The 25,693-nt window shown below is 65.1% G+C and carries 16 protein-coding genes; 13 read left to right on the forward strand and 3 right to left on the reverse strand.

What is annotated here, in order from left to right:
• Window positions 1–221: 221 nt before the first annotated feature.
• The 3 genes from AC1KVG_RS16455 to AC1KVG_RS16465 all read left to right on the forward strand — a co-directional run bounded on the left by AC1KVG_RS16455 (window position 222) and on the right by AC1KVG_RS16465 (window position 11,693).
• The gene (locus tag AC1KVG_RS16455; RefSeq protein WP_481095098.1) at window positions 222–2,453 is read left to right on the forward strand and encodes an NADP-dependent isocitrate dehydrogenase; all 2,232 of its coding nucleotides are present in this window, start codon (window positions 222–224) and stop codon (window positions 2,451–2,453) included.
• 344 nt (window positions 2,454–2,797) lie between these two features.
• Window positions 2,798–4,537 carry a bifunctional isocitrate dehydrogenase kinase/phosphatase gene (gene aceK, locus AC1KVG_RS16460; RefSeq protein ID WP_481095099.1) on the forward strand — a complete coding sequence of 580 codons (1,740 nt, stop codon included), beginning with the start codon at window positions 2,798–2,800 and terminating at the stop codon, window positions 4,535–4,537.
• Window positions 4,538–4,988: 451 nt separating this feature from the next.
• Window positions 4,989–11,693 carry a hypothetical protein gene (locus tag AC1KVG_RS16465; protein WP_481095100.1) on the forward strand — a complete coding sequence of 2,235 codons (6,705 nt, stop codon included), beginning with the start codon at window positions 4,989–4,991 and terminating at the stop codon, window positions 11,691–11,693.
• On the opposite strand, the gene AC1KVG_RS16470 is transcribed toward AC1KVG_RS16465, so the two are convergent.
• The gene (locus AC1KVG_RS16470) at window positions 11,576–12,457 is read right to left on the reverse strand and encodes a hypothetical protein (protein ID WP_481095101.1); all 882 of its coding nucleotides are present in this window, start codon (window positions 12,455–12,457) and stop codon (window positions 11,576–11,578) included. The genes AC1KVG_RS16465 and AC1KVG_RS16470 overlap by 118 nt on opposite strands.
• A 349-nt stretch (window positions 12,458–12,806) precedes the next feature.
• On the opposite strand from AC1KVG_RS16470, the gene AC1KVG_RS16475 reads away from it, so the two are divergent.
• The 5 genes from AC1KVG_RS16475 to AC1KVG_RS16495 all read left to right on the forward strand — a co-directional run bounded on the left by AC1KVG_RS16475 (window position 12,807) and on the right by AC1KVG_RS16495 (window position 17,210).
• Window positions 12,807–13,625, forward strand: a complete 819-nt coding sequence (locus AC1KVG_RS16475) for a hypothetical protein (protein WP_481095102.1) — start codon at window positions 12,807–12,809, stop codon at window positions 13,623–13,625.
• Window positions 13,626–14,255 carry an SCO family protein gene (locus AC1KVG_RS16480; RefSeq protein ID WP_481095103.1) on the forward strand — a complete coding sequence of 210 codons (630 nt, stop codon included), beginning with the start codon at window positions 13,626–13,628 and terminating at the stop codon, window positions 14,253–14,255.
• Complete coding sequence (locus tag AC1KVG_RS16485) at window positions 14,252–14,827, forward strand: SCO family protein (RefSeq protein WP_481095104.1); 576 nt, start codon at window positions 14,252–14,254, stop codon at window positions 14,825–14,827. Before AC1KVG_RS16480 ends, AC1KVG_RS16485 begins: the two co-directional genes overlap by 4 nt.
• Window positions 14,811–16,145 carry a c-type cytochrome gene (locus AC1KVG_RS16490; protein ID WP_481095105.1) on the forward strand — a complete coding sequence of 445 codons (1,335 nt, stop codon included), beginning with the start codon at window positions 14,811–14,813 and terminating at the stop codon, window positions 16,143–16,145. Before AC1KVG_RS16485 ends, AC1KVG_RS16490 begins: the two co-directional genes overlap by 17 nt.
• Before the next feature lie 180 nt (window positions 16,146–16,325).
• Window positions 16,326–17,210: an energy transducer TonB gene (locus AC1KVG_RS16495; RefSeq protein ID WP_481095106.1), complete on the forward strand. Its 885-nt coding sequence runs from the start codon at window positions 16,326–16,328 to the stop codon at window positions 17,208–17,210.
• A gap of 705 nt (window positions 17,211–17,915) precedes the next feature.
• On the opposite strand, the gene rho is transcribed toward AC1KVG_RS16495, so the two are convergent.
• Together rho and trxA are read right to left on the reverse strand one after the other, a co-directional pair.
• Window positions 17,916–19,814 (reverse strand): transcription termination factor Rho, encoded by a 1,899-nt coding sequence (gene rho / locus AC1KVG_RS16500; RefSeq protein WP_481095107.1) that lies wholly within the window; start codon window positions 19,812–19,814, stop codon window positions 17,916–17,918.
• A 219-nt stretch (window positions 19,815–20,033) separates the two neighbouring features.
• Window positions 20,034–20,375 (reverse strand): thioredoxin TrxA, encoded by a 342-nt coding sequence (gene trxA, locus AC1KVG_RS16505; protein WP_005923050.1) that lies wholly within the window; start codon window positions 20,373–20,375, stop codon window positions 20,034–20,036.
• Between the two features lie 198 nt (window positions 20,376–20,573).
• On the opposite strand from trxA, the gene rhlB reads away from it, so the two are divergent.
• The 5 genes from rhlB (at window position 20,574) to ung (ending at window position 25,607) form a co-directional block, all read left to right on the forward strand.
• On the forward strand, window positions 20,574–22,307 hold the full coding sequence (gene rhlB, locus AC1KVG_RS16510) for an ATP-dependent RNA helicase RhlB (protein WP_481095108.1): 1,734 nt from the start codon (window positions 20,574–20,576) through the stop codon (window positions 22,305–22,307).
• Between the two features lie 75 nt (window positions 22,308–22,382).
• A complete protein-coding gene (gene ftsE, locus AC1KVG_RS16515; protein WP_006453137.1) occupies window positions 22,383–23,069 on the forward strand; it encodes a cell division ATP-binding protein FtsE in 687 nt (228 codons plus the stop codon).
• Window positions 23,066–24,016 (forward strand): permease-like cell division protein FtsX, encoded by a 951-nt coding sequence (gene ftsX / locus AC1KVG_RS16520; RefSeq protein ID WP_006453138.1) that lies wholly within the window; start codon window positions 23,066–23,068, stop codon window positions 24,014–24,016. Before ftsE ends, ftsX begins: the two co-directional genes overlap by 4 nt.
• Before the next feature lie 8 nt (window positions 24,017–24,024).
• On the forward strand, window positions 24,025–24,867 hold the full coding sequence (locus AC1KVG_RS16525; protein WP_006453139.1) for a response regulator: 843 nt from the start codon (window positions 24,025–24,027) through the stop codon (window positions 24,865–24,867).
• 14 nt (window positions 24,868–24,881) lie between these two features.
• Window positions 24,882–25,607 (forward strand): uracil-DNA glycosylase, encoded by a 726-nt coding sequence (gene ung / locus AC1KVG_RS16530; protein WP_481095140.1) that lies wholly within the window; start codon window positions 24,882–24,884, stop codon window positions 25,605–25,607.
• The last annotated feature ends 86 nt before the right edge of the window (window positions 25,608–25,693 follow it).

Genomic DNA, 25,693 nt, shown 5'->3' on the forward strand with positions numbered 1-25,693 from the left:
GTTACAGCTGCATCCATGTCGATTGGCCGGGTCACGGGATGGAGCATCCGCCTGTGGTCGCTTTACCCGGGCGCGGCTCAGACGCGACAATGCCGTGCTGATCCATCGCCGCGTTCCACGCGCTGGCCGATCGGCGTGCCACCAGCGACCCCCGTCGCGCACGCCAACGCCATTGCCATGGACACCGGCGCTCCTCCCGACCACAAGAGCCATCGCACCTCATGTCGAAGACACCGAAGATCCTCTACACGCTCACCGACGAAGCACCGTATCTGGCCACGCAGTCGCTGCTGCCGATCATCGATGCCTACACCGATACCGCCGGCATCGTGGTCGAAACCCGCGATATCTCGCTGGCCGGCCGCATTCTGTCGTTGTTCCCCGAGCACCTGACCGACGCGCAGCAGATCGCCGACGACCTTGGTGAGCTGGGCGCGCTGGCCACCACGCCGGAAGCCAACATCATCAAGCTGCCCAACATCAGCGCCTCGGTGCCGCAGCTCAAGGCCGCGATCGCCGAACTGCAGGGCCAGGGTTATGCGCTGCCGGCGTATCCGGACACGCCCAAGGACGACGCCGAAAAGGACATCAAGGCGCGCTACGACAAGGTCAAGGGCAGCGCAGTCAACCCGGTGCTGCGCGAAGGCAACTCCGATCGCCGCGCACCGCTGTCGGTGAAGAATTACGCACGCAAGCATCCGCACCGCATGGGCAAGTGGAGCAGCGACTCCAGGTCGCACGTCTCGCACATGGATGACGGCGACTTCTTCGGTAGCGAGCAGTCCACCACGGTGGCAGCGGCGGGCACGCTGAAGATCGAATTCGTCGGCAACGATGGCAGCAGCAGCGTGCTGAAGGAAAAAGTGGCGGTCAAGGCTGGCGAAATCGTCGATGCCGCCGTGCTGAGCAAGCGCGCACTGGCCAACTTCATCGATGCCCAGATCGCCGATGCCAAGGCCAAGGATGTGCTGTTCTCGGTGCATCTGAAAGCCACCATGATGAAGGTCTCCGACCCGGTGCTGTTCGGTGTGGTGGTCGGCGAGTTTTACAAGGACACGCTGAGCAAGCATGCCGATGCGCTTGCATCGGTCGGCTTCGATCCCAACAACGGCATCGGCGATCTGTACGCACGTATCGCCACGCTGCCGGAAGCGCAGCAGGCGCAGATCAAGGCCGATATCCAGGCCGAATACGCGCAGCGTCCGGCCCTGGCGATGGTCAATTCCGACAAGGGCATCACCAACCTGCATGTGCCCAGTGATGTGATCGTCGATGCATCGATGCCGGCGATGATTCGCGATTCGGGTCAGATGTGGAACTCCGAAGGCAAGCTGCAGGACACCAAGGCGGTGATCCCGGATCGCTGCTATGCCGATGTCTACCAGGCCGTGATCGACAATTGCAAAGCGCACGGCGCGTTCGATCCGTCCACCATGGGCTCGGTGCCCAACGTCGGCCTGATGGCGCAGAAAGCCGAGGAATACGGCTCGCACGACAAGACCTTCCAGCTTCCCGCCGCCGGCACCGTCAAGGTCACCGACGACACCGGCACCACCGTCTTCGAACACGCGGTGGAAGCTGGCGATTTGTGGCGCATGTGCCAGGTCAAGGACGCACCGATCCAGGACTGGGTGAAGCTGGCGGTCGAGCGCGCACGTCTGAGCGATACCCCGGCCGTGTTCTGGCTGGACAAGGCGCGCGCGCACGACGCGCAGGTGATCGCCAAGGTCGAAACCTATCTGAAGGATCACGACACCAGCGGGCTGGATATCCGCATCCTGCCGCCGGTGGAAGCGACCACTTTCTCGCTGGAGCGCATCCGCAAGGGCCAGGACACCATCTCGGTCACCGGCAACGTGCTGCGCGATTACCTCACCGACCTGTTCCCGATCCTGGAGCTGGGCACCAGTGCCAAGATGCTCTCGATCGTGCCGCTGATGGCCGGTGGCGGCCTGTTCGAAACCGGCGCCGGTGGCTCGGCGCCCAAGCACGTGCAGCAGTTCGTCGAACAGAACAGCCTGCGCTGGGATTCGCTGGGCGAGTTCCTGGCCCTAGCCGCCTCGCTGGAGCATCTGGGCAACCGCTACGACAACCCGTCGGCCACGGTGCTGGCCAAGGCGTTGGATGTGGCCAATGGCCAGTTCCTGGACAACAACAAGTCGCCGGCACGCAAGGTCGGTGAACTGGACAACCGCGGCAGCCACTTCTACCTGGCGATGTACTGGGCGCAGGCCCTGGCCGCACAGACCGAAGACACCGCGCTGCAGGCCAAGTTCGCACCGCTGGCCAAGGCCCTGACCGAGAACGAAGCCACCATCGTGGCCGAGCTCAACGGCGCGCAGGGCAAGCCGGTGGATATCGGCGGCTACTACCACCCCGATCTGGCCAAGGTCAGCGAGGCGATGCGCCCGAGCAAGACCTTCAACGACGTCTTGGCGACGCTGAAGGCCTGATCCAGCGCACCGCGTATCGGTGCGCTCAGCAAGTGCGACATCCAGGGCCCGCCTCGTTCAGAGGCGGGCCTTGTCGTTTCAGCGCAATGGAGACAGCGCAACCGTCATGCATCCGGCCTTGCCGCCGCTTTGCAGTGCATTGCCCACGGCTGGGTGTTGCCTGGTGTGGCCTTGGCTGACGAGAGTTCTTGGCAACTGCGCTGCCTTGCCAGGATCAGCAGGGCCGGCGCGCGCACCGCGTGCTGCGGCAAGTTGACGCGTGATGCAGGTGTTTGCCCGCTTATTACGTGCTCGATCGCCCGCACTGGCTGCGCGCTGTCGCAAGTGCTGAGTACACTGCCACCATGAGCCCTCTTCCGTTACCGCCGCAGTCCGAGCGTCGCGCGCTGGCGATCGGCCGCGCCGTGTATGAAGCCTTCGAGGATTACCACGCGCGCTTTGCGCAGATTACCGCACGCGCCAAACAGCGCTTCGAGACACGCGACTGGAACGGCGCGCGCGAGGATGCGGTGGCGCGTATTGCGCTCTACGATCAATACATCAGCGAATGCATGCTGCGGCTGCGTGCGGTGTTGCTGGGGCAGGCGCACGACCGCGTGTTGTGGATGCGCGCACGCGAGCATTACGCCGCGCTGCTGACCGGGTTGATCGATCAGGAGCTGTACAAGACCTTTTACAACACCCTGACCCGGCGTTACTTCGGCACCCATGGTGTGGATGCGGAGATCGAATTCATCGCGCTGGATATCGAGCCGACCGATGCGATTACGCTGCCGGTTGCGCGGCATACCTACGCGGTCTCGCCTGGCCGGCTGACCGACATGCTGGTGCGCGTGCTGGGCGATTATGCGTTCGATGTGGCGTACCTGCACCGCACCCGCTGCGCGGCGGCAATCGCAGTGCGGCTGCAGGACGATCTTGCGCACTGGGGCGAGCATCCTGTGCGCAGTGTGGAACTGCTGGAGACCGTGTTCTACCGCGAACGTCGCGCCTATCTGATCGGGCGCGTGTTCGGCGAACATCGCTTTTCTCCCTGCGTGATCGCACTGGTCAACGATGGTGCCGGCCTGCGTGCCGAAGCGGTGCTCACCCGGCGCAGTGATGTCGCGCAATTGTTCAGTAACTCGCGCAGTTATTTCCAGGCAGATCTATCCACCGTCGGTGATGCAGTGGTGTTTCTGCGCAGCCTGCTGACGCACAAGCCCATCGACGAGTTGTACACGATGCTGGGGCGTGCCAAGCAGGGCAAGACCGAACGCTATCGCACGTTTTTCAGCCATTTTCAGGCGCATCCTGCCGAGCAGTTGGTGCATGCCGATGGCACGCCCGGCATGGTCATGGTGGTGTTTACGCTGCCCAGTTATCCGCTGGTGTTCAAGCTGATCCGCGACCGCTTTGCGTATCCAAAAACAATGAGCCGCGCGCAGGTGGAAGGCAAATACGAACTGGTGTTCCAGCTCGACCGCATCGGCCGCCTGCTCGACGCGCAGCCGTATCGCTTTCTGCGCTTTCCCAAGGCGCGTTTTTCGCCGGCGTTGCTGGAAGAACTGCAGACCAGCTGTGCGATGAGTCTGAGCGAAGATGGCGCCGATGTGTTGATCGCGCTGTGCTACGTGCAGCGCCGGCTGCGCCCGCTCAATCTGTACCTGCGCGAACAACTGCCCGAGGCCGCGCATGCCGCGGCGCTGGACTACGGGCAAGCGATCAAGGACATGGCGCGCAACAACATCTTTCCCGGCGACATGCTGCTGAAAAACTTCGGCATCACCCGCCATCAACGTGCGGTGTTCTACGACTACGACGAGCTGTGCCTGATCACCGAATGCACGTTCCGCGATTGGCCAACGCCTACCAGTTACGAAGAACAAATGTCCGCCGAGCCCTGGTTTCATGTCGGCCCGCGCGATGTGTTTCCCGAGCGTTTTGCGCTGTTTATGGGCTTGCCGGCGTCGCAGCTGGAAGCGGTCAAGCACACGCATCCGGAACTGTTCGAGCCGCAATGGTGGCGCGATCTGCAAGCGCGACTGCGCGAAGACGATTACCCGGACACGCCACCCTACGCGGACTCGCGCCGTCTGGCCTGAGCGTCGATTGCATCGCCGATGCAGGGCGATGCGACGTAACGAACCCGACTAGCCGAGACGCTTATCAGTGATCTCTGCGGGTTTGTGCAAAATCGCAAACAGTGCGCTGCAACACGCTTGGGCCTGTTGCAAATGTGCTGACCGTTGCTCCGAAACTTGTTTGCACCTCAGATTGGCTGTGCTATATCGGCACGACAGTGGATGTTCACTTCGAGGCAGTCGGACGCCTCTCACCACGCTTTCTGCATTAGACCAATCCGTCGTCTGGCGCGGCCGGACGACGTGCATGCCTGTACGTTCGTGCGGCTGTTGTTGCCTGTGTGCATCACTCTGACGGAGCGACTTGCTCCGCGACAACTCGTGCAGTCTTGCGTGGGAGAAGAACGTGATGGATGTTCGTTCCTCGATGTCTCGCTGTCTGTTTTGCGTGGCTCTGTGTGTGCTTGCCGCAATGGCAATGGCGCAGCCGGCGCGGCCACTTGAGCGTGTGGATCTGCGCCTTGATCAAGGCCTGCGCGTGTCAGACAGCGCGCTGCAGCGCATACGCGGGCAGCTGACCCAGCGCGCCGCGTTCAGTTGCCCGCAATCGGCCGTGTTCGCCGATGTCGTGGCCATCGACCACCCCATGGTGTTCAACCGCCTGGGCGCGCAGAACGTCAATTGGGCGATGTACGCGTTGCGCCACGATCTGATTCACCGCAGCAACAGCCAGGTGCTCGACTATTCCACGCAGGGCCAGGCCTTGTTTGCACGCGTGGTTGCCAACAATCGAAGCCGCGATATCGCGCTGCGTCCTGACCTGCGTCCGCGTCCGTTGGTAGTGCGAGTGGCCGCCGGTGGCTATCTGCATGTGCGCTTGACCAATCTCCTTGAGACATCTGGAAATCCTTTCAACTCTTATCCCGATCCGCTCCCAGGTGTGGAGCACCCAATGGAACATGCGGTCAAGGACGCGCTTGGAACTGCCGATTCACAAACCCTCTATCGCATCGACGATCAAGTCGACAGCCGCGTCGTCGGCTTCCATCCACAAGGGTTGGAACTGGTCGGCTCGATCGATAGCGACAGTTCCAACACCGGTGCAAATGCAGACAGCCTGGCCGGGCCCGGACAGACCCGCGACTACTGCTTTCATGCGCCGCACGAAGGCGCTTATTTGGTCGGCAACGATGGTGCGGTGTTCGGCGGCGAAGGCAGTGCCGGCAACAGTGGCGTCGGCTTGTTTGCTGCGGTCGCCGTGCAGCCGCTCAATGCGCGTTTCTACCGCGCGCAATTGACCGAAGAAGAACTGCGCCTGGCCACGGTGGGTGCCACGCCCTCCGGGCAACCGATTCTCAACTACGAAGCCACCTACCCCAACGATTGCGCCAGCGCCGGAGTGTGGTGCCGCGAGGGCAAGGCGGGCCTGCCGATCCTCAACATGCTGCAAGGGCAACGCCTGGTGCACGGCGAGGTCAATGCGATTGTGGTGGGACCGGAAAAAGACGGCAGTTTTCCTGCGCGGACCTATCCGCTGGAAGGGCAGGGCAAGCGCAATCCCGCGCTACCGAATCGGCTGGAGCCGTTCCGCGAATTCGTCTCGGTCTTTCATGACGAAAACGCTGCCACCCAGGCATTTCCGTATTTCTTCGAACACCCCGAGCTCTCGCACACGCTGCATGGCGTGCGCGATGGCTTCATGATCAATTACGGCTCCGGCGGCGTGGGTGCGGAGATCATCGCCAACCGGCTCAAGGCGGGCCCGATGCAGGATTGCCTGGATTGCGCCTACGAAGAATTCTTTCTCTCTTCGTTTGCGGTTGGCGATGCCGCCACGCTGGTCGATAACCCGGCCAACCTGGTGATCAGTCAGTGCCAGCCGGAATATCTTACCGACCGGCGCTATGCGGCGCAGCGCGCCAAATATTGTGTGCAGCCCAAGGAGCAACGCGCCACTCAGGCGTACTACCCGCACGATCCAGCCAACGTGCACCACAGCTACATCGGCGACTTCGTCAAGTTTCGCAATCTGCATGCCGGCAAGGAACAGCACATCTTTCACCTGCACAACCATCAGTGGTTGTTCAATCCCAACGACGACAACGCCAACTACATCGATGCCCAGGGATTGGGGCCGGGGTCGGGCTATACCTACGAGATCGCGTACGGCGGCTCGGGCAATCGCAACAAGACCGTGGGCGATGCGATTTTCCACTGCCATTTCTACCCGCATTTCGCGCAAGGCATGTGGTACATGTGGCGCAATCACGATGTATTCGAAGCGGGCACGCGGCTGCAGGTCAGCCAGACCCGTTCTGGCTTCCACGAAACGCCGTTCGGCTTGCAGAACGGGCGCCCCGCCAGCCAGTCGCGTGCCTTGCCCGATGGCGAGATTGTCGCCGGTACGCCGATTCCAGCAGTCGTGCCGTTACCTGGCAAGGGCATGGCGGTGATGCCGGCGGCGGTGCAGGTGGAGCCGCGCATCGTCGATGGCGTGCAATACGGCTCGGTGGCGCGCGTGCAGCAGCGCGATCGCAATCCCGGCTATCCGTTCTGGGTGGCCGGTGCGGAAACCACGATGGGCTCGCGCCCGACCACCCCGCCGCTGGATATGTCCAGCATTCCCGGTGTGGTGGCAGGCCACGACGGCGGCATTCCACGGCATGCCTTGGCCGGCTATTCGGCCGGCGGCGTGACCGACTCCAAGCTCGATCGCATGACCGCAGAAAAGCACATCAAGCTGGCCAAGCCGGTGTATTACCCCGAGGCCGGCACCGATCTGGAACAGGTCGCGATGAAGTTCCATGCGGTGCGCGAGCATCCCACCCATGCGGTGGATATGGCTGGCACGGTCAGCACCTCGCGTTTCATCACCAACGGTGCGCCATCGGTGCCGGGCGCGCCGTACAACGAACCCTGCATCGACGATCAGGGCAGCTTGCTCAAGCGCGGCGGCGATGGGCGTTTTTTCGGTGGCAGCAACGGTGCCTGGATCACTGCCACGGCCGCATTGCCGGGCGGTATCGAATTTGGCGCCGACAGCCCACGCGTGTATCGCGGTGCCAATCTGCAACTGGACGTGGTGTTCAACAAGGTCGGTTATCACTATCCGCAGCAGCGCATCCTCACCCTGTGGGAAGACGTGTCGTCGCTGCTCGACAAGACCCGCCCGCCCGAGCCGCTGGTGCTGCGCATGAACACCTTCGATTGCGCGATGTACGCGCACACCAATCTGGTGCCGAAGGATTTCTATGCCGACGATTACCAGATCACCACGCCAACCGATGTCATCGGCCAGCATATTCACCTGCCCAAGTGGGACCTGACCTCGGCCGATGGCAGCGCCAACGGATGGAATTACGAAGACGGCACCTTTTCGCCCGGTGCGGTGCGCGAGCGCATCCACGCGGTCAACGCCTGGAACGAGGCGCAACGCGCGGCGGGGCGGCCGGACGTGGTCAACCCCTACGACGGCACGCAGGCGCCCCTGGTGCCGAGTTCGCATCCGTATTTCGGCACATTGACCGGGCATCAATATGCCGATTGCGAAGCGCGTTGGCGCGCACTTGGTGGCGATTTCGAAAAATTCGAACACAGCTATGGATTCCCTGGCGCCTGCGATTGGTTGGGCGCACGCACCACGTTGCAGCGTTGGTTCTCCGATCCGCTGGTCAATGCGCAGGGCGTGCATCGCGGCCTGGGCATCACCTTCACCCACGACCATCTCGGCCCGTCCACGCATCAACAGCTGGGGCTCTACGCCACCATGCTCACCGAGCCGCCCGGTGCGCTATGGCGGCACAACGAAACCGGCAAGGTGTTGTACGACGCGGCCACGCGCATGGACGGTGGCCCGACCTCCTGGCAGGCGGTGATCACCGACAAGGGCGGCAAGCCGCTGGACAGCGATGGCGATGGCCGCGACGACGCGCACCGCGAGTTCTTTCTGCAATTCGGCGATTTCCAGCACGCCTATCAAAAGGGCTATTTCTACGGCGTTACCAGCAAGGGCGTGCCGTCCACCATCGATGCATCGGCGCTGCCCACGGCCAACAGCTTCCGCCAGGCGATTCATCCATCGGTGCGCAAACCCGCTTCGCCCGTGTTGCCGGATATCGTCGCCTACGAGCCGCGCTGCCCCGGTGGCGAAACCGGTTTGCCGGGCGCGGTGTATGTGCCCGGCACCGCACCGCCGCGGCCGTGTCCTGAGGCGATCTCCGCCGACGACGTAGGCATGATGGTGGTGAACTATCGCAACGAGCCGCTCGGCTTGCGCGTGTACAACCCCAGCGCCACGGCGGCCGATGGCAAGTCCGGCGCGCAGGCCGACAGCTACCGTGGCGATCTGGCGTTCGCGCTGCAGACCCGCACTGATCGCGCGATCAGCGTGCTCAACGGCATCGGTGGTGAAGATCCGTCGCTGGCCGGCAGCAGCCCGCACTATCCCGCCGACGTCAACGCGCGTCGCCTGGCCGGCGATCCGTATACGCCGATCCTGCGTGCCTATTCCGGCGATCTGGTGCGGGTGAAGATCCAGGCCGGCGCGCACGAGCACGAACACAACGCCTCCATCAACGGCATGGCGTGGATGCAGGGCGGCTCCGGTTTCGGCCAGGCGCCGCATTCGGGCTGGCGCAACAGCCAGAACGCCGGATTGTCCGAGCAGTTCACCTTCTCGGCGCGGATCACCGATTACGAAAGCGCCACCCATCTCAACGACCGCATGTACACCATCGACAGCAGCCAGGACGGCCTGTGGAGCGGGGTGTGGGGCGTGTTGCGCAGCCACAACCGCCGCGATGTGCGTAGCGACCGGCTGGTCGCCTTGCCCAGCCAACCGCGCCCGGCCTTGCTGGCCCCGCAGCAGGGGCGCGGGCTGTTCAACGATTGCCCGGTCAATGCGCCGGTGCGGCGGTATCACGTGGCTGCGGTGCTGGCCAACACCGCGCTCGGCAACGCGTTGGGCGTGACGATTCCGGCAGGTCTCGCCGGCAGCCGGCTCAACCCGCGCGGCGGCACGCTGGTCTACAACCCGCGCGCCACCGAGATTACCTTGCAAACCACCGACGAGAAGGGCGGGGTCACCACGCAACGCTACGGCAGCGGCCCGCTGCACGATCCCTCCGCCATCCTGTTCGTGCGCAACGAGGATCTCGATGCCAAGGGCATGCTGCGGCCGGATCGCCCCGTCGAACCACTGGTGCTGCGCGCATCCGCCGGCGAGTGCCTGCAGGTGGTGCTGCACAACCGCCTGCCGCGCGCGCGTGCCGGCATGCCGGATCTGGAGGGCTATACCTCGATGTCCGGCACGGTGCGGCGCTCGGCCGGCAGCGGTAGCTCGAGCATGCAGTCGTTCAACAACAACCTTGTGCACGCCTCCAACCGCGTCGGCCTGCATCCGCAACTGGTGCATTACGACGTGCAGTCCTACGACGGCAACAACGTCGGCACCAACAAGATCAGCACCATTTCGCCGAACTGGAGCAAGGTCTATCAGTGGTATGCCGGGGTGATCGACACGCTGCCCTCGGCCGGGCTATGCCCGATCTACGCAGGCGACAAGGCGCCGTTTCTGGACCTGCTCAGCCAGTTCGCACGCGAACCGAACCTGCGCCCGTTGACCGAGCTGATGACCGCCGCCGCATTCGAGGACGTGGTGCTCAGCGCGCTCGAACCCGGGTACGCGCTGGAGGGCAGTGCCAACGAGCGCTCGCGTGCCCTTGCCAGCGATCTGCTGCGCCAGGCGCCCGTACAGGCCTGCCTGGAGAGCGTACCGGACGGCAAGCCGCTGGCCGGCGAGGCACTGCGCGCCTATGCCGCGCCACCGGCGTTGCGCGACCCCAAGGAAGGCGCCGATGCGCAGCTCGACGAAGCCGCACTGCTCGACGGCGACGCCTATCTGTATCGCGAACGCCTGGCCGACACGCGTGGCAAATGCGTCGCCGATCCTGCGCTGCGCCAGGTGGTGTTGGAGCGTTTGCTGCAGGAAAAAACCCGCGAAGAAGCCGACGTCTTGACCGCGCGCATCACCGCCAGCTTCCGCTACGAAGTCGAAGGCGTGGACAGCGCCGCCAACGATCCTTCCGGCGCCAAGCGCGCCTACGCCTGGCGCGAGCTGCGCTATCCGGATCTGACCCTGGACAGCACCGAGCTGGTCGCGTTGTCGGCCAAGGCCTGCCGCTATGTCGGCGTGGAGTTCGGCGGCAGCAACCTGACCCCGCCGGACCGGATCAAGCAGGGCCAGAAGGCGGCAGTGGGCGCGCTGGTGATCGAGCCCAAGGGCGCGCGCTGGCGCGAGTACAGCGACGACCGCATGCGCAATCGCCAGGACCCGGCATCGGCCAGCTTTCCGCAGACCCGCAGCCGCGCCACCGCCGATGTCAGCTACCGCATCGTCGATGCGGCGGGGGCCACCCAGAATCGCAGCTTCCGCGATCTGGCCCTGGTCCATCAGAAAGGATTGAACCTGCGCTACGCCGATGGCAAGGCGGTACAGAACATCGCTGCAGAACGCGTGGACGCCAACGAAGATCCACTGCGCACCGCACCGGAGGATGCGCACGACTCCGGGCATATGGCGATCAACTACGGCAGCGAACCGATGTGGTTCCGCTTCGGCATCGCACCGGATGCGCCGTTCGGCGGCGATGGACTGGGCGGTATCTCAGAGGCCTGGCAGGCATTCGACAATCAGTGCTGCAGCAATGGCGGCACTGCGACAACGGCGCAAGCCAACGTCGGCGAACCGTTTGTGCCCGTGCTGCTGGCCTATGCGGGGGAGGAAACCCGCTTGCGCAGTGTGATGCCGACCGGTGTGGGCCGCGCCTCGGTGGTGGAACTGCATGGTCACAGCTGGCCGCGCGACCCGTACCTGGCCGAGCGCGTCACCGCAGCGGGATTCCCGCAAGGCGGCAAACCGGCCGACTGGGGCGTGCCATCGCAGTGCATCGGCGACAACCCGACCCAGATGGCGATGGGCGGGCAGGAGAGCGTCACCCCGCTGTCGCACTTCGACATCGTGCTGCCCAAGGCCGGTGGGCAAGCCGGCGTCACCGGCGATTACCTGTGGCGCGACCACGGCGGCTTCGGCATCACCAACGGCCTGTGGGCGATCGTGCGGGTGCAGGCGGCGGCAGCGACGTATCCGGCCACACCGTTACGCCGCGATTGCCGCTGATGGCACCGCCGCGCCCGCGCCGGAGTCTGCGAACAGGCAGTGCACTCGCCGGGCTGCTGCTGTGCGCGCTGGCGTTGGCCGCGCCGCCGCCCAAACCGCCGCCGCCGGTCTATCTGGATAGGGCTCTGGAAGCGGAAGGCGTGGGCTTGCGTCTGCGCCTGGAAGCGCTGGAGCCGGGCGCATCGGGGCAGCCGGTCGCCGGGCAGCAACTGCGGCTGCGTATCGATGCCAGGCGGTTGGCCGATGGGCAGCCATTGAACAACTGGGCGCCGGGTGCCTGGCTGGATCGGGCCACCGATCCGCTGTCCGGCGCGGTGCCGGTCTGCCACCAGCGCATCGCCGGTTTTCTCAGCGCCAATCTGTTGCAGCGCCCCTTGCTCGATCTGACCGGCTACTACCTGCTCAGTCTGGATGCCGAACCCAGCGTCTCGGTGCTGGACCCGGCGGTCAGTTTCAGCGGACGCACCAGTCTGCTGGCCGCAATGCGGTTGGAAGGGCGCGGCTTCGATTGGGTCAAGACCAGCGACGATGCGCGGCTGTACGTGGCCTTGCCGGAGGCACGCAAACTCGCCGTGCTCGATGTCCAAGGCCTGAAGACACTCGCGCATGTCGCGTTGCAGGGCCGCCCGACCCGGTTGGCGTTGCAGCCGGGCGAACGCCTGTTGTGGATCGGCCGCGTCGGCGAGGCCGGCGATAGCGGCGTTGATGTATTCGACACCGTGGAGGCACGCATCGTGGCGCAGTTGCCACTGCCGGCCGGGCATCACGAAATCGCGTTTTCCGAAGATGGCCGCCTGGCCTATGTCAGCAGTCGCGAAGGGCGCGCGCTGGCGATCGTCGACACCGACAGCCTGGCGATCGTGCGCCGGCTGTCTTTGGACGACGAACCATCCGCGGTGCTGTTCGCCCCCGGCAATGGCTTGCTATGGGTGGTGAGCGCCCGCGCCGGGCGCATCTGGCGCTATAGCCGCGATGGCGAAGCGGTGGACACGCGCGTGGTGGAGCGGGGCAGCGGCCCGGCCCGGCTCACCCCGGATGCCCGCCACGTGCTGCTGGCCAACCCCGCGCAGCATCGCCTGCTCGCCCACGATGCAGGCAGCGGCGCGCTGCGGCATGCCATCACCATTTCCGGGCGGCCATACGACATCGCCTTCTCCGCGCAATACGCCTACGTGCGCGCTGGACAGCGAGCAGGTCGCATTGTTGTCGCTGGCCAGCCTGGACACTGCCGCGCCGTTTTTGAAATTCGTACCCGCCGGTGCCGCCGCGCCCTCGGCCAGTGCGGAGTTGCCGCGCGCCTCCAGCATGGCCGAAAGCTACGAGGGCAACGGCGCCTTCATCGCCACTCCTGCCGAGCGCACGCTGTATCACTACATGGAAGGCATGAACGCGCCGGATGCGGGCGTGCGCACCTACGGGCATACGCCGATGGCGGCACTGCTGGCGCGTCGCGGTCTGCGCCAGACCGGTGTGGGCGAATACACCGCCATCGTGCGCCTGCCCGCCGCCGGGCAGATGGTGATGGCCATCGCCAGCGCCCTGCCCAAGGTGCAGGAATGCATCGGCCTGCAGGTCGCCGCCGCCGCGCCTGCAGCGGGGCCTGCGCAGGTGGCGATGCGCTGGGAAGGCGATTCGACGCGCTCGCTGGCGCCGGGCGAACGTTTCGCATTGCGGGTTGCCGCGCGCGATGCGCAGGCGGCCGCCCGCATCGCCGGCCAGCCATTGCGGCTGCGCATCGTCATGGCCAACGGCAACGTCACCGCCACCTGGCCAATGCATCCGGACACCGCGCAGCCAGGAGTCTGGGTCGCGCACGGCGCGTTGCAGGCCAGCGGCGGTTACTACGCCTATCTGGACGCAGCCACGCCGGTGCAACTGGTTTTTGCCACCTTGTTCGTTCGTGAGCCCACCGTTTTGCAAGGAGCCAACTAAATGCGCATGTTCCTGCTCTCGGCCTGCGGCCTGATGCTGCTGTCTTCCACTGCCGTGGCGGCTGCGGCCCAGCACGGCCCGCACGCCGAGCATCACCGCATGGCACAGGCGCAGACCCTGGCCGCTAGTCCCACCGAGGTGCAGGTGCCGGAAGTGGCGTTGCTGGACGCCCACGGTCAGCCTCACGATCTGCAACCGCTGCTGCAGGAAGGCATCGTGGTGGTCGATTTCATGTACACCCGCTGCACCACCATCTGTCCGGCGCTCACTGCCGTGATGGGCAGCGTGCAGCGCGAGCTAGCGCTGCGGCCGCGCGGCAAGGTCACGCTGATTTCGATCACCCTGGACCCGCGCCACGACACCCCCGCGCAACTGCTCGACTTTAGTCGGCGCGTCCGCGCTGGCGAGCGCTGGTACTGGCTCACCGGCACGCCTTCCGATATCGACCGGGTCCTGCGCGGCTTCGGGCTGCCGGTCGGTGGCCGGCCGGAAGACCACGGCCCGGTGATGCTGGTCGGCGATGCGCGCCAGGGACGCTGGTGGCGATGGGTCGGCATGCCCGAGCCGGCGCGATTGCTGGCCGCCGTCGACGCGCTGGCGGCCGATGCCGGCGCGCGAGGTGCGCCATGAACCGGCGGCGCTTGTGTCTGGCGCTGGTACTGGCGTGGCCGGCATTGGCGGCTGCACGCGGCACCTCCACCGGCGCGCCCGAGACGCGCGCACGCGACTACTTCGGCGACGACACCCTGGTTGACCAAAACGGCGTCGGCCACCGCTTCTATACCGATCTGTTGAGCGAAGGCGTGGTGCTGGTCAACCTGGTGTTTACCAACTGCCCCAACGCCTGCCCGATGCAGACGCAGATGCTGCAGCAGGTGCGCCGGCAGCTGGGCGAGCGTTTCGGCAAGGACGTGCGCTTTCTGTCGCTGTCGATCGATCCCGAGCGCGATACCCCGCAATCGATGAAGGCCTTCGCTACCAAGTACGGTGCTGACGTGGACGGCTGGCGCTTTGTCGTCGCCGCCCCCGAGACGATGCAGCAGGTGCTCGGCAAGCTGGGCCAATGGAGTGGCGAGCCCGAGAGCCACAGCACGCTGCTGATCGCCGGGCGTGCCGGGCGCCAGCATTGGCTCAAGCTGCGTCCGGATGCGCCGGCGGAGCGGATCGCGCTGGATCTGCTGCGGCTTGCCGACGAAGCCTGAGCGCACGCCGATGCATCGCCGCCTGTGCGCCTGGTTGCTCGCCGCGTGCGCGTGCGCCTGTATAGCGGCCACTGCGCTCGCCCAAAGCGTGCCGCCCGCCGAGCTTGGCCGGTCGCTATATGCAACCGGCATCGGGCGCGACGGACGCAACGTCGCCGGCCTCGGCGTGCACGGCTGCGCCGGCTGTCATGGCGACGACGGCCGCGGTAAATCCGAGGGCTTCGTGCATGCGCCGGATATTCGGTGGTCGCAGCTATCGGCGCGGTTCCCCGCACGTCGCGCCGATGCGCCATTGACTCGCTACGACGTGCAAGCACTGACGCATGCGGTGTGCGCCGGCAGCGCGCCGGACGGTCGCCGTCTGGACCCGATCATGCCGCGCGTCGCACTGGCCGATGACGAAGTGCAGGCCTTGCTGGCCTATCTGCAGCAGCTGTCGCATCCGGTTGCGCAGCGCGATGCTTCGTTGCGCATCGCACTGCTGTTGCCGCGCCCGGGCCGTCAGCCGATTGCCGATGCATTGCACGATGCGCTGCGCAGCTGTCGTCCTGCAGAAACCGGGCGCCTGGCCGCCTTCGACGTGGTGTCTTTCGATACGCCCGAAGAGGCCGCCGAGCTATTGCAGTCGCAGCTGCATCCATCGCGCGACACCTTGTTGCTGGCACCGTTTATCGCCGGCTGGGAACAGACGTACGCCGATCTGATGCATGGTCGCAACATCGTCACTGCGCTGCCGTTCTCCATGCTGGACGCACCGCAGGGCGCGCGCTGGGATTACGCATTTCCCGGCGTACAGGCACAGCTGGCACGCCTACTCGACGTGGCGCAGGCGCGTGGCCATCGCAGCCTTGCGATCACCTACGATCCCGACGATCCACTCAGCGCGCAGCTGTATCGCCACGTGGTTGCACTGGCGCCGCGCACAGGTTTGACGCTGCGTCCCTGGCACTCCGATGAATCCGCCAGGCTGTGGCTGCGCCCTGCCCATGCCGATCACGACATCTCCGCACAGCCAACGTCCATGTTGCAGCTGGCACCCGCGATGTACGCACCAGATCCCACGGTCGTCACTGCACCCTCCGGCGCCGCGCGCTGGATCGTGGCCTATCCCTACAATCCGGTCGCTGCCGATGGTCGCTGGATCGGGCCGGCTGCCGCATGGGCGTCGGCGGCCTGCGATCTGCTGGCGCAACTCGATCCGCTGCGTCGTCTGCAACCGCAATTGCAGACGATCCGACTCACGCAAGGCGCAACAGTGCTGACTGCCGAATCGTCCGATGCCGCGCAGATCGCGCACGTCCATTTGCTGCAGCGCTGAGGCGTGTGCGCGTACCTCCATCCGCTGTCGGTGTATCGCAACTGCGCAATCGCGTCGCAGGCATTCAAGCACCCCGGCACGCCGCCGTTACCGACGGAGAAATGGATAAATCTGGTCCAGGATTTACGCGTATGCACCAAGGCTGGTACAACGAGGATTCAATCACGATGGAGCGCGGTCATGCAGTGGAAGCAACGCTTGGGCCTGGGGATTTTGTTGGCAATGGCGAGTATCAACGGCGTGCAGGCACGTCCCAGTGCCGCGCAGGTGCAGGCGCAGATGGAGGCCAGTATGAATGTCGCGGGCGAATTGACGCTGACTCCGGACGGCACTGTCACGGCGGTCAAGCTCACCGACGAAGCAAGCTTGCCGCCAGTGGTCCGCGACCGCGTCAAACAGTCGATCGCCTCCTGGCGCTTCGACCCTGTCAAAGACGATGGAAGCGCATTGCCCGCGCAACTACCGATGAATCTGCTGCTGGTCGCCAAGCCGGGTGACAACAACACGTATGCGGTGTCGATTCGCAGCGCGCATTTCGGCAGCCAGGAGCAAGGTGCCGCCAGCGTCGCTGCCAAGGACATGCCGCCACCGGCCTACCCTGAGCATGCGTTTCGAGAGGGTGCGACAGGGGTGGTGTATCTGCTGCTCAAGATCGGCCGCGATGGCAAGGTCGAGGATCTGGTCGCAGAGCAGGTCAACCTGACCACGCTGGCGCCGGAATCCAAGCGCGCGCGCTGGCGCAAGGCATTTGCCGATGCCGCAATCGCCAAGGCGCAGCGCTGGACATTTGTGCCACCCACGCAAGGCGCCGAGGCCGACGCGCCGTACTGGGTCATGCGGGTTCCGGTCACCTTCGACATCGAAACCTGGCCAGGCAATCTGACCGCTGCAAAGCAAGCCAAAAAGTGGCAATCCTATTTGCCGGGCCCGCGTCAGCCGGCGCCCTGGCACGAACAGCGCGGTGCGTCAGCATCGACCGACAGTCCGGATGCGCTACCTGGAAGTGGATTGTTCTCGGCACGCGGAGTAGGTGTGCGCTTGGTGACACCGCTGCAAGGAAGTTAGGCGCAACGCCAACATCAGAGCGGCTGGCAAACTACTTCATGCCGGTCTATTGCGGAGAAGACGATCTGGGCCTTCGCTGCGGGGCGGATTATCTGATGCTTGGCGGCAGGGCGGCTGATCTGCGATTTGGCTGCAGGGCCCTTGCCCACCCACCATCGCGGGACACGCCGCAAGTACGTCCATGTAGGCTCTTACGCGGCATCCATGCCGCGTAAGGTCCCGCGACGCTGGGCGGGCAAGGACCATCGAAGATGGTCGGTGTGCATAGTTTCAATAAACAGCCAGCAAACTGTCGGGTGCGGTGTCCTTGCCGCGACCTTGATGCTGTGAGTTTGCTGCAGGGTCCTTGCCCGCCCACCATCGCAGGACACGCCGCAAGTACGTCCGTGTAGGCTCTTACGCGGCATCCATGCCGCGTAAGGTCCCGCGACGGTGGGCGGGCAAGGACCAGTTGAGATGGTCGGTGCGCATGGTTTTCAACAAAGTAGTCAGCTAACTTTCTGGTGCGGTGTCCTTACCGATTGCGGGACCGTGTGGCGGCATGGATGCCGCCACCGAGCCTCCATGGACGGATTCACGGCGTGTCCCGCGAGCGGTGAGGGCACCGCGCACTCGGCCAACCAGGCTTGTGACTGCAAGCAATCGCGTACCCAAAAAAAAGCCCCGCAATGCGGGGCTTTTTCTTATCGAGAATGCCGATCGAAATCAGCGCTTCATCGAACTGAAGAACTCGTCGTTGGACTTGGTGGTCTTCATCTTGTCCAGCAGGAATTCCATCGCTGCGATTTCGTCCATCGGGTGCAGCAGCTTGCGCAGAATCCAGATCTTCTGCAGCAGCTCCGGCTCGATCAACAGATCTTCGCGACGCGTACCCGAACGGTTGATGTCGATCGCCGGGTAGACGCGCTTTTCGGTGATGCGACGATTCAAATGCACTTCGCTATTGCCGGTGCCCTTGAATTCTTCGTAGATCACCTCGTCCATCTTGCTGCCGGTCTCGACCAGCGCCGTGGCGATGATGGTCAGCGAGCCGCCTTCTTCCACATTACGGGCCGCACCGAAGAAGCGCTTCGGGCGATGCAATGCGTTGGCGTCCACACCACCGGTGAGCACCTTGCCGGAGCTGGGCACCACGTTGTTGTAGGCGCGCGCCAGACGGGTGATCGAGTCGAGCAGGATCACCACGTCCTTCTTGTGCTCGACCAGGCGCTTGGCGCGCTCGATCACCATCTCGGCAACCTGCACGTGACGCGCAGCCGGCTCATCGAACGTGGAAGAGATGACCTCGCCGCGCACGGTGCGCTGCATTTCGGTGACTTCTTCCGGGCGCTCGTCGATCAGCAACACGATCATGTGCACTTCGGGATGATTGCTGGTGATGGCCGTGGCCACCTGCTGCATCATCATTGTCTTACCGGCCTTGGGCGGGGAGACGATCAGCGCACGCTGACCCTTACCCTGCGGCGCCATCAGATCCAGGATGCGGCCGGTGATGTCCTCGGTGGACCCATCGCCACGCTCCAGACGGAAACGCCGGCGCGGAAACAGCGGGGTCAGGTTCTCGAACAGCACCTTGTTCTTGCTGGCTTCCAGCGGTTCGCCGTTGATGGTGTCGACGATCGACAGCGCGAAATAGCGTTCGCCGTCCTTCGGGAAGCGGATGCGGCCGGACAGATGGTCGCCGGTGCGCAGGTTGAAGCGGCGGATCTGGCTGGGCGAGATATAGGTATCGTCCGGGCCGGCCAGGTAGCTGGCTTCGGCGGCACGCAGGAAACCGAAGCCGTCGGGCAGGATTTCCAGCACGCCGTCGGCGGCAACGCCTTCGCCGTGGCGGGTCAGCACCTTGAGCAGGGCGAAGATCACGTCCTGCTTGCGCGCACGCGCCACGCCTTCCTGGATGTTGAGCTGGTCAGCGATATCCAGCAGCTTCTGCGCCGGCATCCGCTTGAGATCGCTCAGCGAATACACCGGGAAGCCTTCCGGCACGGCCGGGTGCGGACGAGCGATAAACGGCTCGTTGCTGCCATCGGACGACGGCATGCCGCCACCGGTTTCATTACCGAACCGATCGCGCGGCCCACGGTCGCGGCGGTTGCGGAACCGGTCACGGCGATTGCCCTGCTGGTTCTGCCCCTGGCCCTGACCTTGCTGATTCTGGCCGGCGTTCTGACCTTGGTCCTGACCCTGACCTTGCGGCTGGCCCTGGACCTGGGCCTGACCCTGGTTCTGGCCTTGACCCCGGCTTTGCGCCTGATTCTGGTTCTGCTGGTTCTGCGCCTGGTTGAAGCGCTGCTGCTGCGACTGGCCACCCTCGCGGGATTCGCCATGGGTGTCGCCGCCCTGGTTGCCCTGACTGGCGCTGGGGGCGTTACCGGCATATGCGCCATCGCTGGACGTCTGCGCCGGTGCCGAATCGGCAGCGTGCGACGGTGCCTGCGGCGCGCGCGGAACATCGGGCGCGGGGCTGGCGGGCAAGGGCAGGTTGGGCTGTTGTGCGCCACCGTCGTCATTGGCAACGGCGGTCTTGCTCACGCGCGGCTTGCGCACGCGTTTCTCGACAGGAGCGTCGACGCTCCCGGTATCGGAAGAAGGATGATCGGACAAGTGCTTGATTCCTCGCTAAGAGTGCGAGCGCCCGGCTGGGGGGCGAACTATGGTGATGGGAGTCTAGAGAGACGTTCTAGAGGGGTACGGCGGCGCACGAACGTGCTCCGGATCGACTGACACTATCACCGCTGCGCTCAACCGCGCAAGCGTCTGCCCGGGCAGGGTTTAACTGCTGGCGAAACATCGGGGGCGCCCATCGCTGGGACGCCCGCTCGCTCAGGCGGCCGCGCCGCCCAGGGTCTTGTCGATCATCTGGGTGAGTTGGCCCTTGCCAACCGCCCCGATCTGGGTTGCCTGCACCTGCCCGTCCTTGAACAGCAGCAGCATCGGGATCGACCGCACGTGGTACTTGATGGCCAGGGCGCGGTTCTGGTCCACATTGACCTTGGCAACCTTGAGTCTGCCCTGATATGTATCGGCCAGATCGTCCAGCACCGGGGCGATCATCTTGCACGGGCCACACCATTCGGCCCAGAAATCCACCAGGACCGGTTCGCCGGATTGCAGTACAGCTGTATCGAAGTCGGCATCGCCGACATGTTGAACCTTATCGCTCACGTTGGGTCTCCTGGAAACCAAAACGGCCCGCCCGAACGGGCAGGCCGCTACATTGCGTTAAACTGGGGCATTGCGCGACTGAATCAAGTGTCAGTCCTGAAGCCGCGCTGTCCGCCACAACAGCCGCAGTTTGCGACGCTGTCGGCATCGATGCAAGCCGCGCCCGGGCTGCCCAGGGCGCCTCACGAAGACGGAATAATGAGCGACAAACCGCTGACCGATTTGACTTTTTCCACGTTCGACCTGCATCCGGCGCTGATCGCCGGGCTGGAGAGCGCCGGGTTCACCCGCTGTACCCCGATCCAGGCGCTGACGCTGCCGGTCGCGCTGCCAGGCGGCGATGTCGCCGGCCAGGCCCAGACCGGCACCGGCAAGACCCTGGCATTCCTGGTGACGGTGGTGAACCGCCTGCTGAACCGCCCGGCGCTGGCCGACCGCAAGCCGGAAGACCCGCGCGCGCTGATCCTGGCCCCGACCCGCGAGCTGGCGATCCAGATCCACAAGGATGCGGTCAAGTTCGGCGCCGACCTGGGCCTGCGCTTTGCGCTGGTCTACGGCGGGGTGGACTACGACAAGCAGCGCGAGCTGCTGCAGCAGGGCGTGGACGTGATCATCGCGACCCCGGGCCGGCTGATCGACTACGTCAAACAGCACAAGGTGGTCTCGCTGCACGCCTGCGAAATCTGCGTGCTGGACGAAGCCGACCGCATGTTTGATCTGGGCTTCATCAAGGACATCCGCTTCCTGCTGCGGCGCATGCCCGAGCGCGGCACTCGCCAGACCCTGCTGTTCTCGGCCACGCTCAGCCACCGCGTGCTCGAGCTCGCCTACGAGCACATGAACGAGCCGGAAAAGCTGGTAGTCGAGACTGAGACCATCACCGCCGCACGGGTGCGCCAGCGCATCTATTTCCCCTCCGACGAGGAGAAGCAGACGCTGCTGCTCGGCCTGCTGTCGCGTAGCGAAGGCGCGCGCACCATGGTGTTCGTCAACACCAAGGCGTTCGTCGAGCGCGTGGCGCGCACGCTGGAGCGTCATGGTTACCGGGTCGGCGTGTTGTCCGGCGATGTGCCGCAGAAGAAGCGCGAATCGCTGCTCAACCGCTTCCAGAAGGGCCAGCTCGAGATCCTGGTCGCCACCGATGTGGCCGCGCGCGGCCTGCATATCGATGGCGTCAAGTACGTCTACAACTACGACCTGCCGTTCGATGCGGAAGATTACGTGCACCGTATCGGCCGTACTGCGCGTCTGGGCGAAGAAGGCGATGCGATCAGCTTCGCCTGCGAGCGCTATGCGATGAGTCTGCCGGACATCGAGGCCTACATCGCGCAGAAGATCCCGGTCGAGCCGGTGACCTCCGAACTGCTGATCCCGTTGCCGCGTACCGCACGCGTGCCGGTGGAAGGCGAAGAGGTCGACGCCGACGCTGGCGACAGCGTGGGCACGATCTTCCGCGAGGCGCGCGAACAGCGTGCTGCCGAAGAGCAGCGTCGTGGCGGTGGTCGCAGCGGCCCGGGTGGCGCCTCGCGCAGTGGCAGCAGCAGTGGTGGTCGCCGTGATGGAGGCAGTGCCGATGCCAAGCCGCGTCCGCGCCGCAAGCCGCGTGTCGAAGGCGACGTTGCCGCCGAGACCGCAACCGTTGCAGCAGCCTCGGAAGCGCCTGTGGTCCCAGTAGCGACGGCCGAAGCGCCGTCCACCAGCGTGGCCGATGCCGAGCGCGCACCGCGCAAGCGTCGTCGTCGCCGTAACGGCCGTCCGGTCGAAGGTGCCGAGCCAGCGGTGGCGTCCACACCAGTTGCTGCGCCGGCCGCACCGCGCAAGCCGACCCAGGTGGTCGCAAAGCCGGTGCGCAGTGCGACCAAGCCGTCGGGCAGCCCGTCGCTGCTGAGTCGTATCGGCCGCAGATTGCGTTCGCTGGTCTCCGGCAACTGATCTGTTGCCGCTGCAATCGCATCGCCGGGCTTCGGCGATGCGACGCAAGCGCTGGCGCTCCGGCATAATCGCTGGATGACCGTTCTGCGTTTCGACAACGTCAGCAAGCACTACGCCGGTGGCCACCAGGCGCTGACCGATGTCAGCTTCGAAGTGGCCGATGGCGAGATGCTGTTCGTGACCGGCCACTCCGGCGCCGGCAAAAGTACCTTGCTCAAATTGATCCACCTCAGCGAGCGCCCGAGCCAGGGCGCGGTGCTGTTGGGTGAGCGCAACCTGCTCAAGGTGCGCGGCCGGCAGATTCCGCTGCATCGTCGCCAGGTGGGGGCGGTCTACCAGGACCATCGCCTGCTCACCGACCGCAGCATCGCCGAGAACGTGGCATTGCCATTGATCCTGCGTGGCACCCGCCGCGCCGAGATCGGCAAGCGCGTGCGTTCGGCATTGGAGCGGATTGGGTTGGCCCATCGCGAGAAGGCCTTGCCGTCGCAGTTGTCGGCCGGCGAGCAGCAGCGCGTGGGCATCGCCCGTGCCATTGTTGGCGAGCCGCGTTTGCTGGTGGCCGATGAGCCCACCGGCAATCTCGACCCGGCGCTGGCCGCCGAAATCATGCAGTTGTTCGCCGAGCTGCCGGCGCGCGGCACCAGCGTGCTGGTGGTCAGCCACGATCTGGCCCTGCTCAAGCAGATGCGCAAGCGCGTGCTGATCCTGGATCACGGCCGGCTGGTCGACGACATCTCGCCGCAGGATCTGGCCGAATGAGCAAGCCCGCCAATACCGAAGCCGCCGCACCCTCGCGCTTCGGCGTGTGGATCGACCACCATCTGCACAGCATCGCCTTCAGCCTGGGCCGCGCGATGCGCAAGCCGTGGGCCACCTTGCTGACCATCGTGGTGATGGCGCTGGCACTGGCCTTGCCGCTGGGGCTGTCGATCGCGCTGGACAACGTCAAGCTGCTGGCCGGCAGCGTGCAGCAATCGCGCGAGATCAATCTGTTTCTGAAGGTCGATATCGGCGCCGATGCCGCACAGGCGCTGGCCGGCGAATTGCGTGCGCGCCCCGACGTCGCCCAGGTCACGCTGCGCACGCCCGCACAGGGACTGACCGAGCTGCGCGAAAGCGCCAAGCTCAATGAGGCGATCGATGCGCTCGGCGACAACCCGCTCCCCACGCTGTTGATCGTCACCCCGACCGATGCGGCCGACGATGCGCAACTGGCCGGCGCGCTGCAGGCCTTGCCGCAGACCGACCAGGTGCAGCACGACGCACTGTGGCGCAAACGCCTGGATGGCTGGCTGCGCTTCGGCGAGCGTCTGGTGCAGGTGCTCTCGGCGCTGCTGGGCGTCGGCGCGGTACTGGTGGTCGGCAACACCGTGCGGCTGGACATCCAGTCGCGGCGCGAAGAAATCGGCGTGCTGCAGTTGCTGGGCGCCAGCGATGGCTTCATCCGGCGCCCGTTTCTGTATCTGGGTGCGTGGTATGGGCTGGGTGCCGGCGCGGTGGCGCTCGCGCTGATCGCCGCCTCCGGGCTGGCCTTGCAGGCACCGTTGGCGACATTGGCCGACAGCTATGGCAGTTCTTTTACCCTGCACGGGCTCGATCTGCTGCATTCTGCGATGGTGCTGGTCGGCACCCTGGTCCTGGGTTGGCTGGGCGCCTGGCTGGTGACCGGCCATTTCCTTCGCCAGACCCGTCCCACCGAGACCTGAGGCCTGCCATGCATCCACCAGATCTCAAACATCTGATCAGCGACGCGCCGCGCGTGATGGTGGTCGATGGCTCGAAACTGGTGCGCAAGCTGATTGCCGATGTGCTGACCCGCGACCTGCCGAATGTGCAGGTGATCGGCTGCTCCAGCATTGCCGAGGCGCGTCAGGCGCTGGAAGCCGGCACGGTGGATCTGGTCACCACCTCGCTGTCGCTGCCCGACGGCGATGGCCTGACCCTGGCGCGCAGCGTGCGCGAAGCGGCCGGCCAGGCCTACGTGCCGGTGATCGTGGTCTCCGGCGATGCGCAGCAGCATCTGGTGGAGCGCCGCTTCACCGAATACGTCACCGATTATTTCGACAAGGCACTGGGCCACGAAGCCCTGGCGACCTTCATCCGCGGCTACGTGCAGCCCGAGCCGATCGTCGGCGCGACCGTGTTGTACATCGAAGACAGCCGCGTGGTGGCGGAGGCGACCAAGCGCATGCTCGAGCGCCAGAGCCTGAAGGTCATCCATGTGCTCACCGCCGAAGACGCCTTCGCGCTGCTCACCGCCGAATCGCTGGGCCGCACCGAGCGCCGCATCGACGTGGTGCTGACCGATGTGACCCTGAAAGGCGAGCTCAACGGCCGCGACGTGGTCGAGCGCATTCGCATCGACTTCGCCTACGGCAAACGTCGCCTGCCGGTGCTGGTGATGACCGGCGACACCAACCCGCGCAACCAGTCCGAGCTGCTGCGCGCCGGCGCCAACGATCTGGTGCAAAAACCCATCGAAGAGCGTCTGCTGGTGACCAAGGTGTTGTTCCAGCTGCGCCTGGCACGGCTTGAGGATCAGGCTGTCACGCTATGACTGAAATGTTAGATGTGGCCGAAGTAGAAGCACGTATCCAGCTGGAACCGTCGTGGAAGGCGCGCGTGGGCGAGTGGTTGCTGCGCCCGGAAATGCAGGAACTGTCCGCCTTCCTACGTCAGCGCAAGGCGGCTGGCGCGCGGGTATTTCCGCCGGGCCCGCAGATCTTTGCCGCTTTCGATGCCACGCCATTCGAGCAGGTCAAGGTGGTGATCCTGGGCCAGGATCCGTATCACGGCGAAGGCCAGGCGCACGGGCTGTGTTTTTCGGTGCTGCCCGGCGTGCCGGTGCCGCCGTCGCTGCTCAACATCTACAAAGAGATTCAGGACGACCTGGGCATCGCGCGGCCGGACCACGGCTATCTGATGCCGTGGGCGCGCCAGGGCGTGCTGCTGCTCAATGCGGTGCTGACGGTGGAGCAGGGCCGCGCCGGCGCGCACCAGAACAAAGGCTGGGAAGGCTTTACCGATCACGTTGTGGAAACGCTCAACCGCGAGCGCGAAGGCCTGGTGTTCCTGCTGTGGGGCAGTTATGCACAGTCCAAGGGCAAGGTCATCGACCAGGCACGCCATCGCGTGTTCAAGGCCCCGCATCCCTCGCCGTTGTCGGCGCACCGCGGCTTTTTGGGCTGCCAGCACTTCTCCAAGACCAACGACCATCTGCAACGGCGCGGGCTCGGCCCGATCGACTGGTCGCTACCACCGCGTAACGCGCTCGACACCACGCCCGCCCGCGGCTGAACGAGTCGAGCGGCACCGCATTTCGCATTGGTTTTGTCACGGTCTTCGCAGCGTGGCGGTGATAACTTACCTATCGATTCGTGAAG

The organism is Xanthomonas sp. NCPPB 3959, assembly GCF_056675575.1.

Bases quoted from the DNA above. Each gene is read 5' to 3' on its own strand.
- AC1KVG_RS16465 (WP_481095100.1), top strand. From the start codon at position 4,989: ATGGCAATGGCGCAGCCGGCGCGGCCACTTGAGCGTGTGGATCTGCGC.
- aceK (WP_481095099.1), top strand. From the start codon at position 2,798: ATGAGCCCTCTTCCGTTACCGCCGCAGTCCGAGCGTCGCGCGCTGGCG.
- AC1KVG_RS16475 (WP_481095102.1), top strand. From the start codon at position 12,807: ATGCCATCACCATTTCCGGGCGGCCATACGACATCGCCTTCTCCGCGC.
- AC1KVG_RS16525 (WP_006453139.1), top strand. From the start codon at position 24,025: ATGCATCCACCAGATCTCAAACATCTGATCAGCGACGCGCCGCGCGTG.
- ftsX (WP_006453138.1), top strand. From the start codon at position 23,066: ATGAGCAAGCCCGCCAATACCGAAGCCGCCGCACCCTCGCGCTTCGGC.
- rhlB (WP_481095108.1), top strand. From the start codon at position 20,574: ATGAGCGACAAACCGCTGACCGATTTGACTTTTTCCACGTTCGACCTG.
- AC1KVG_RS16480 (WP_481095103.1), top strand. From the start codon at position 13,626: ATGCGCATGTTCCTGCTCTCGGCCTGCGGCCTGATGCTGCTGTCTTCC.
- AC1KVG_RS16495 (WP_481095106.1), top strand. From the start codon at position 16,326: ATGCAGTGGAAGCAACGCTTGGGCCTGGGGATTTTGTTGGCAATGGCG.
- AC1KVG_RS16455 (WP_481095098.1), top strand. From the start codon at position 222: ATGTCGAAGACACCGAAGATCCTCTACACGCTCACCGACGAAGCACCG.
- AC1KVG_RS16485 (WP_481095104.1), top strand. From the start codon at position 14,252: ATGAACCGGCGGCGCTTGTGTCTGGCGCTGGTACTGGCGTGGCCGGCA.
- ftsE (WP_006453137.1), top strand. From the start codon at position 22,383: ATGACCGTTCTGCGTTTCGACAACGTCAGCAAGCACTACGCCGGTGGC.
- AC1KVG_RS16470 (WP_481095101.1), bottom strand. From the start codon at position 12,457: ATGCCCGGCCGGCAGTGGCAACTGCGCCACGATGCGTGCCTCCACGGT.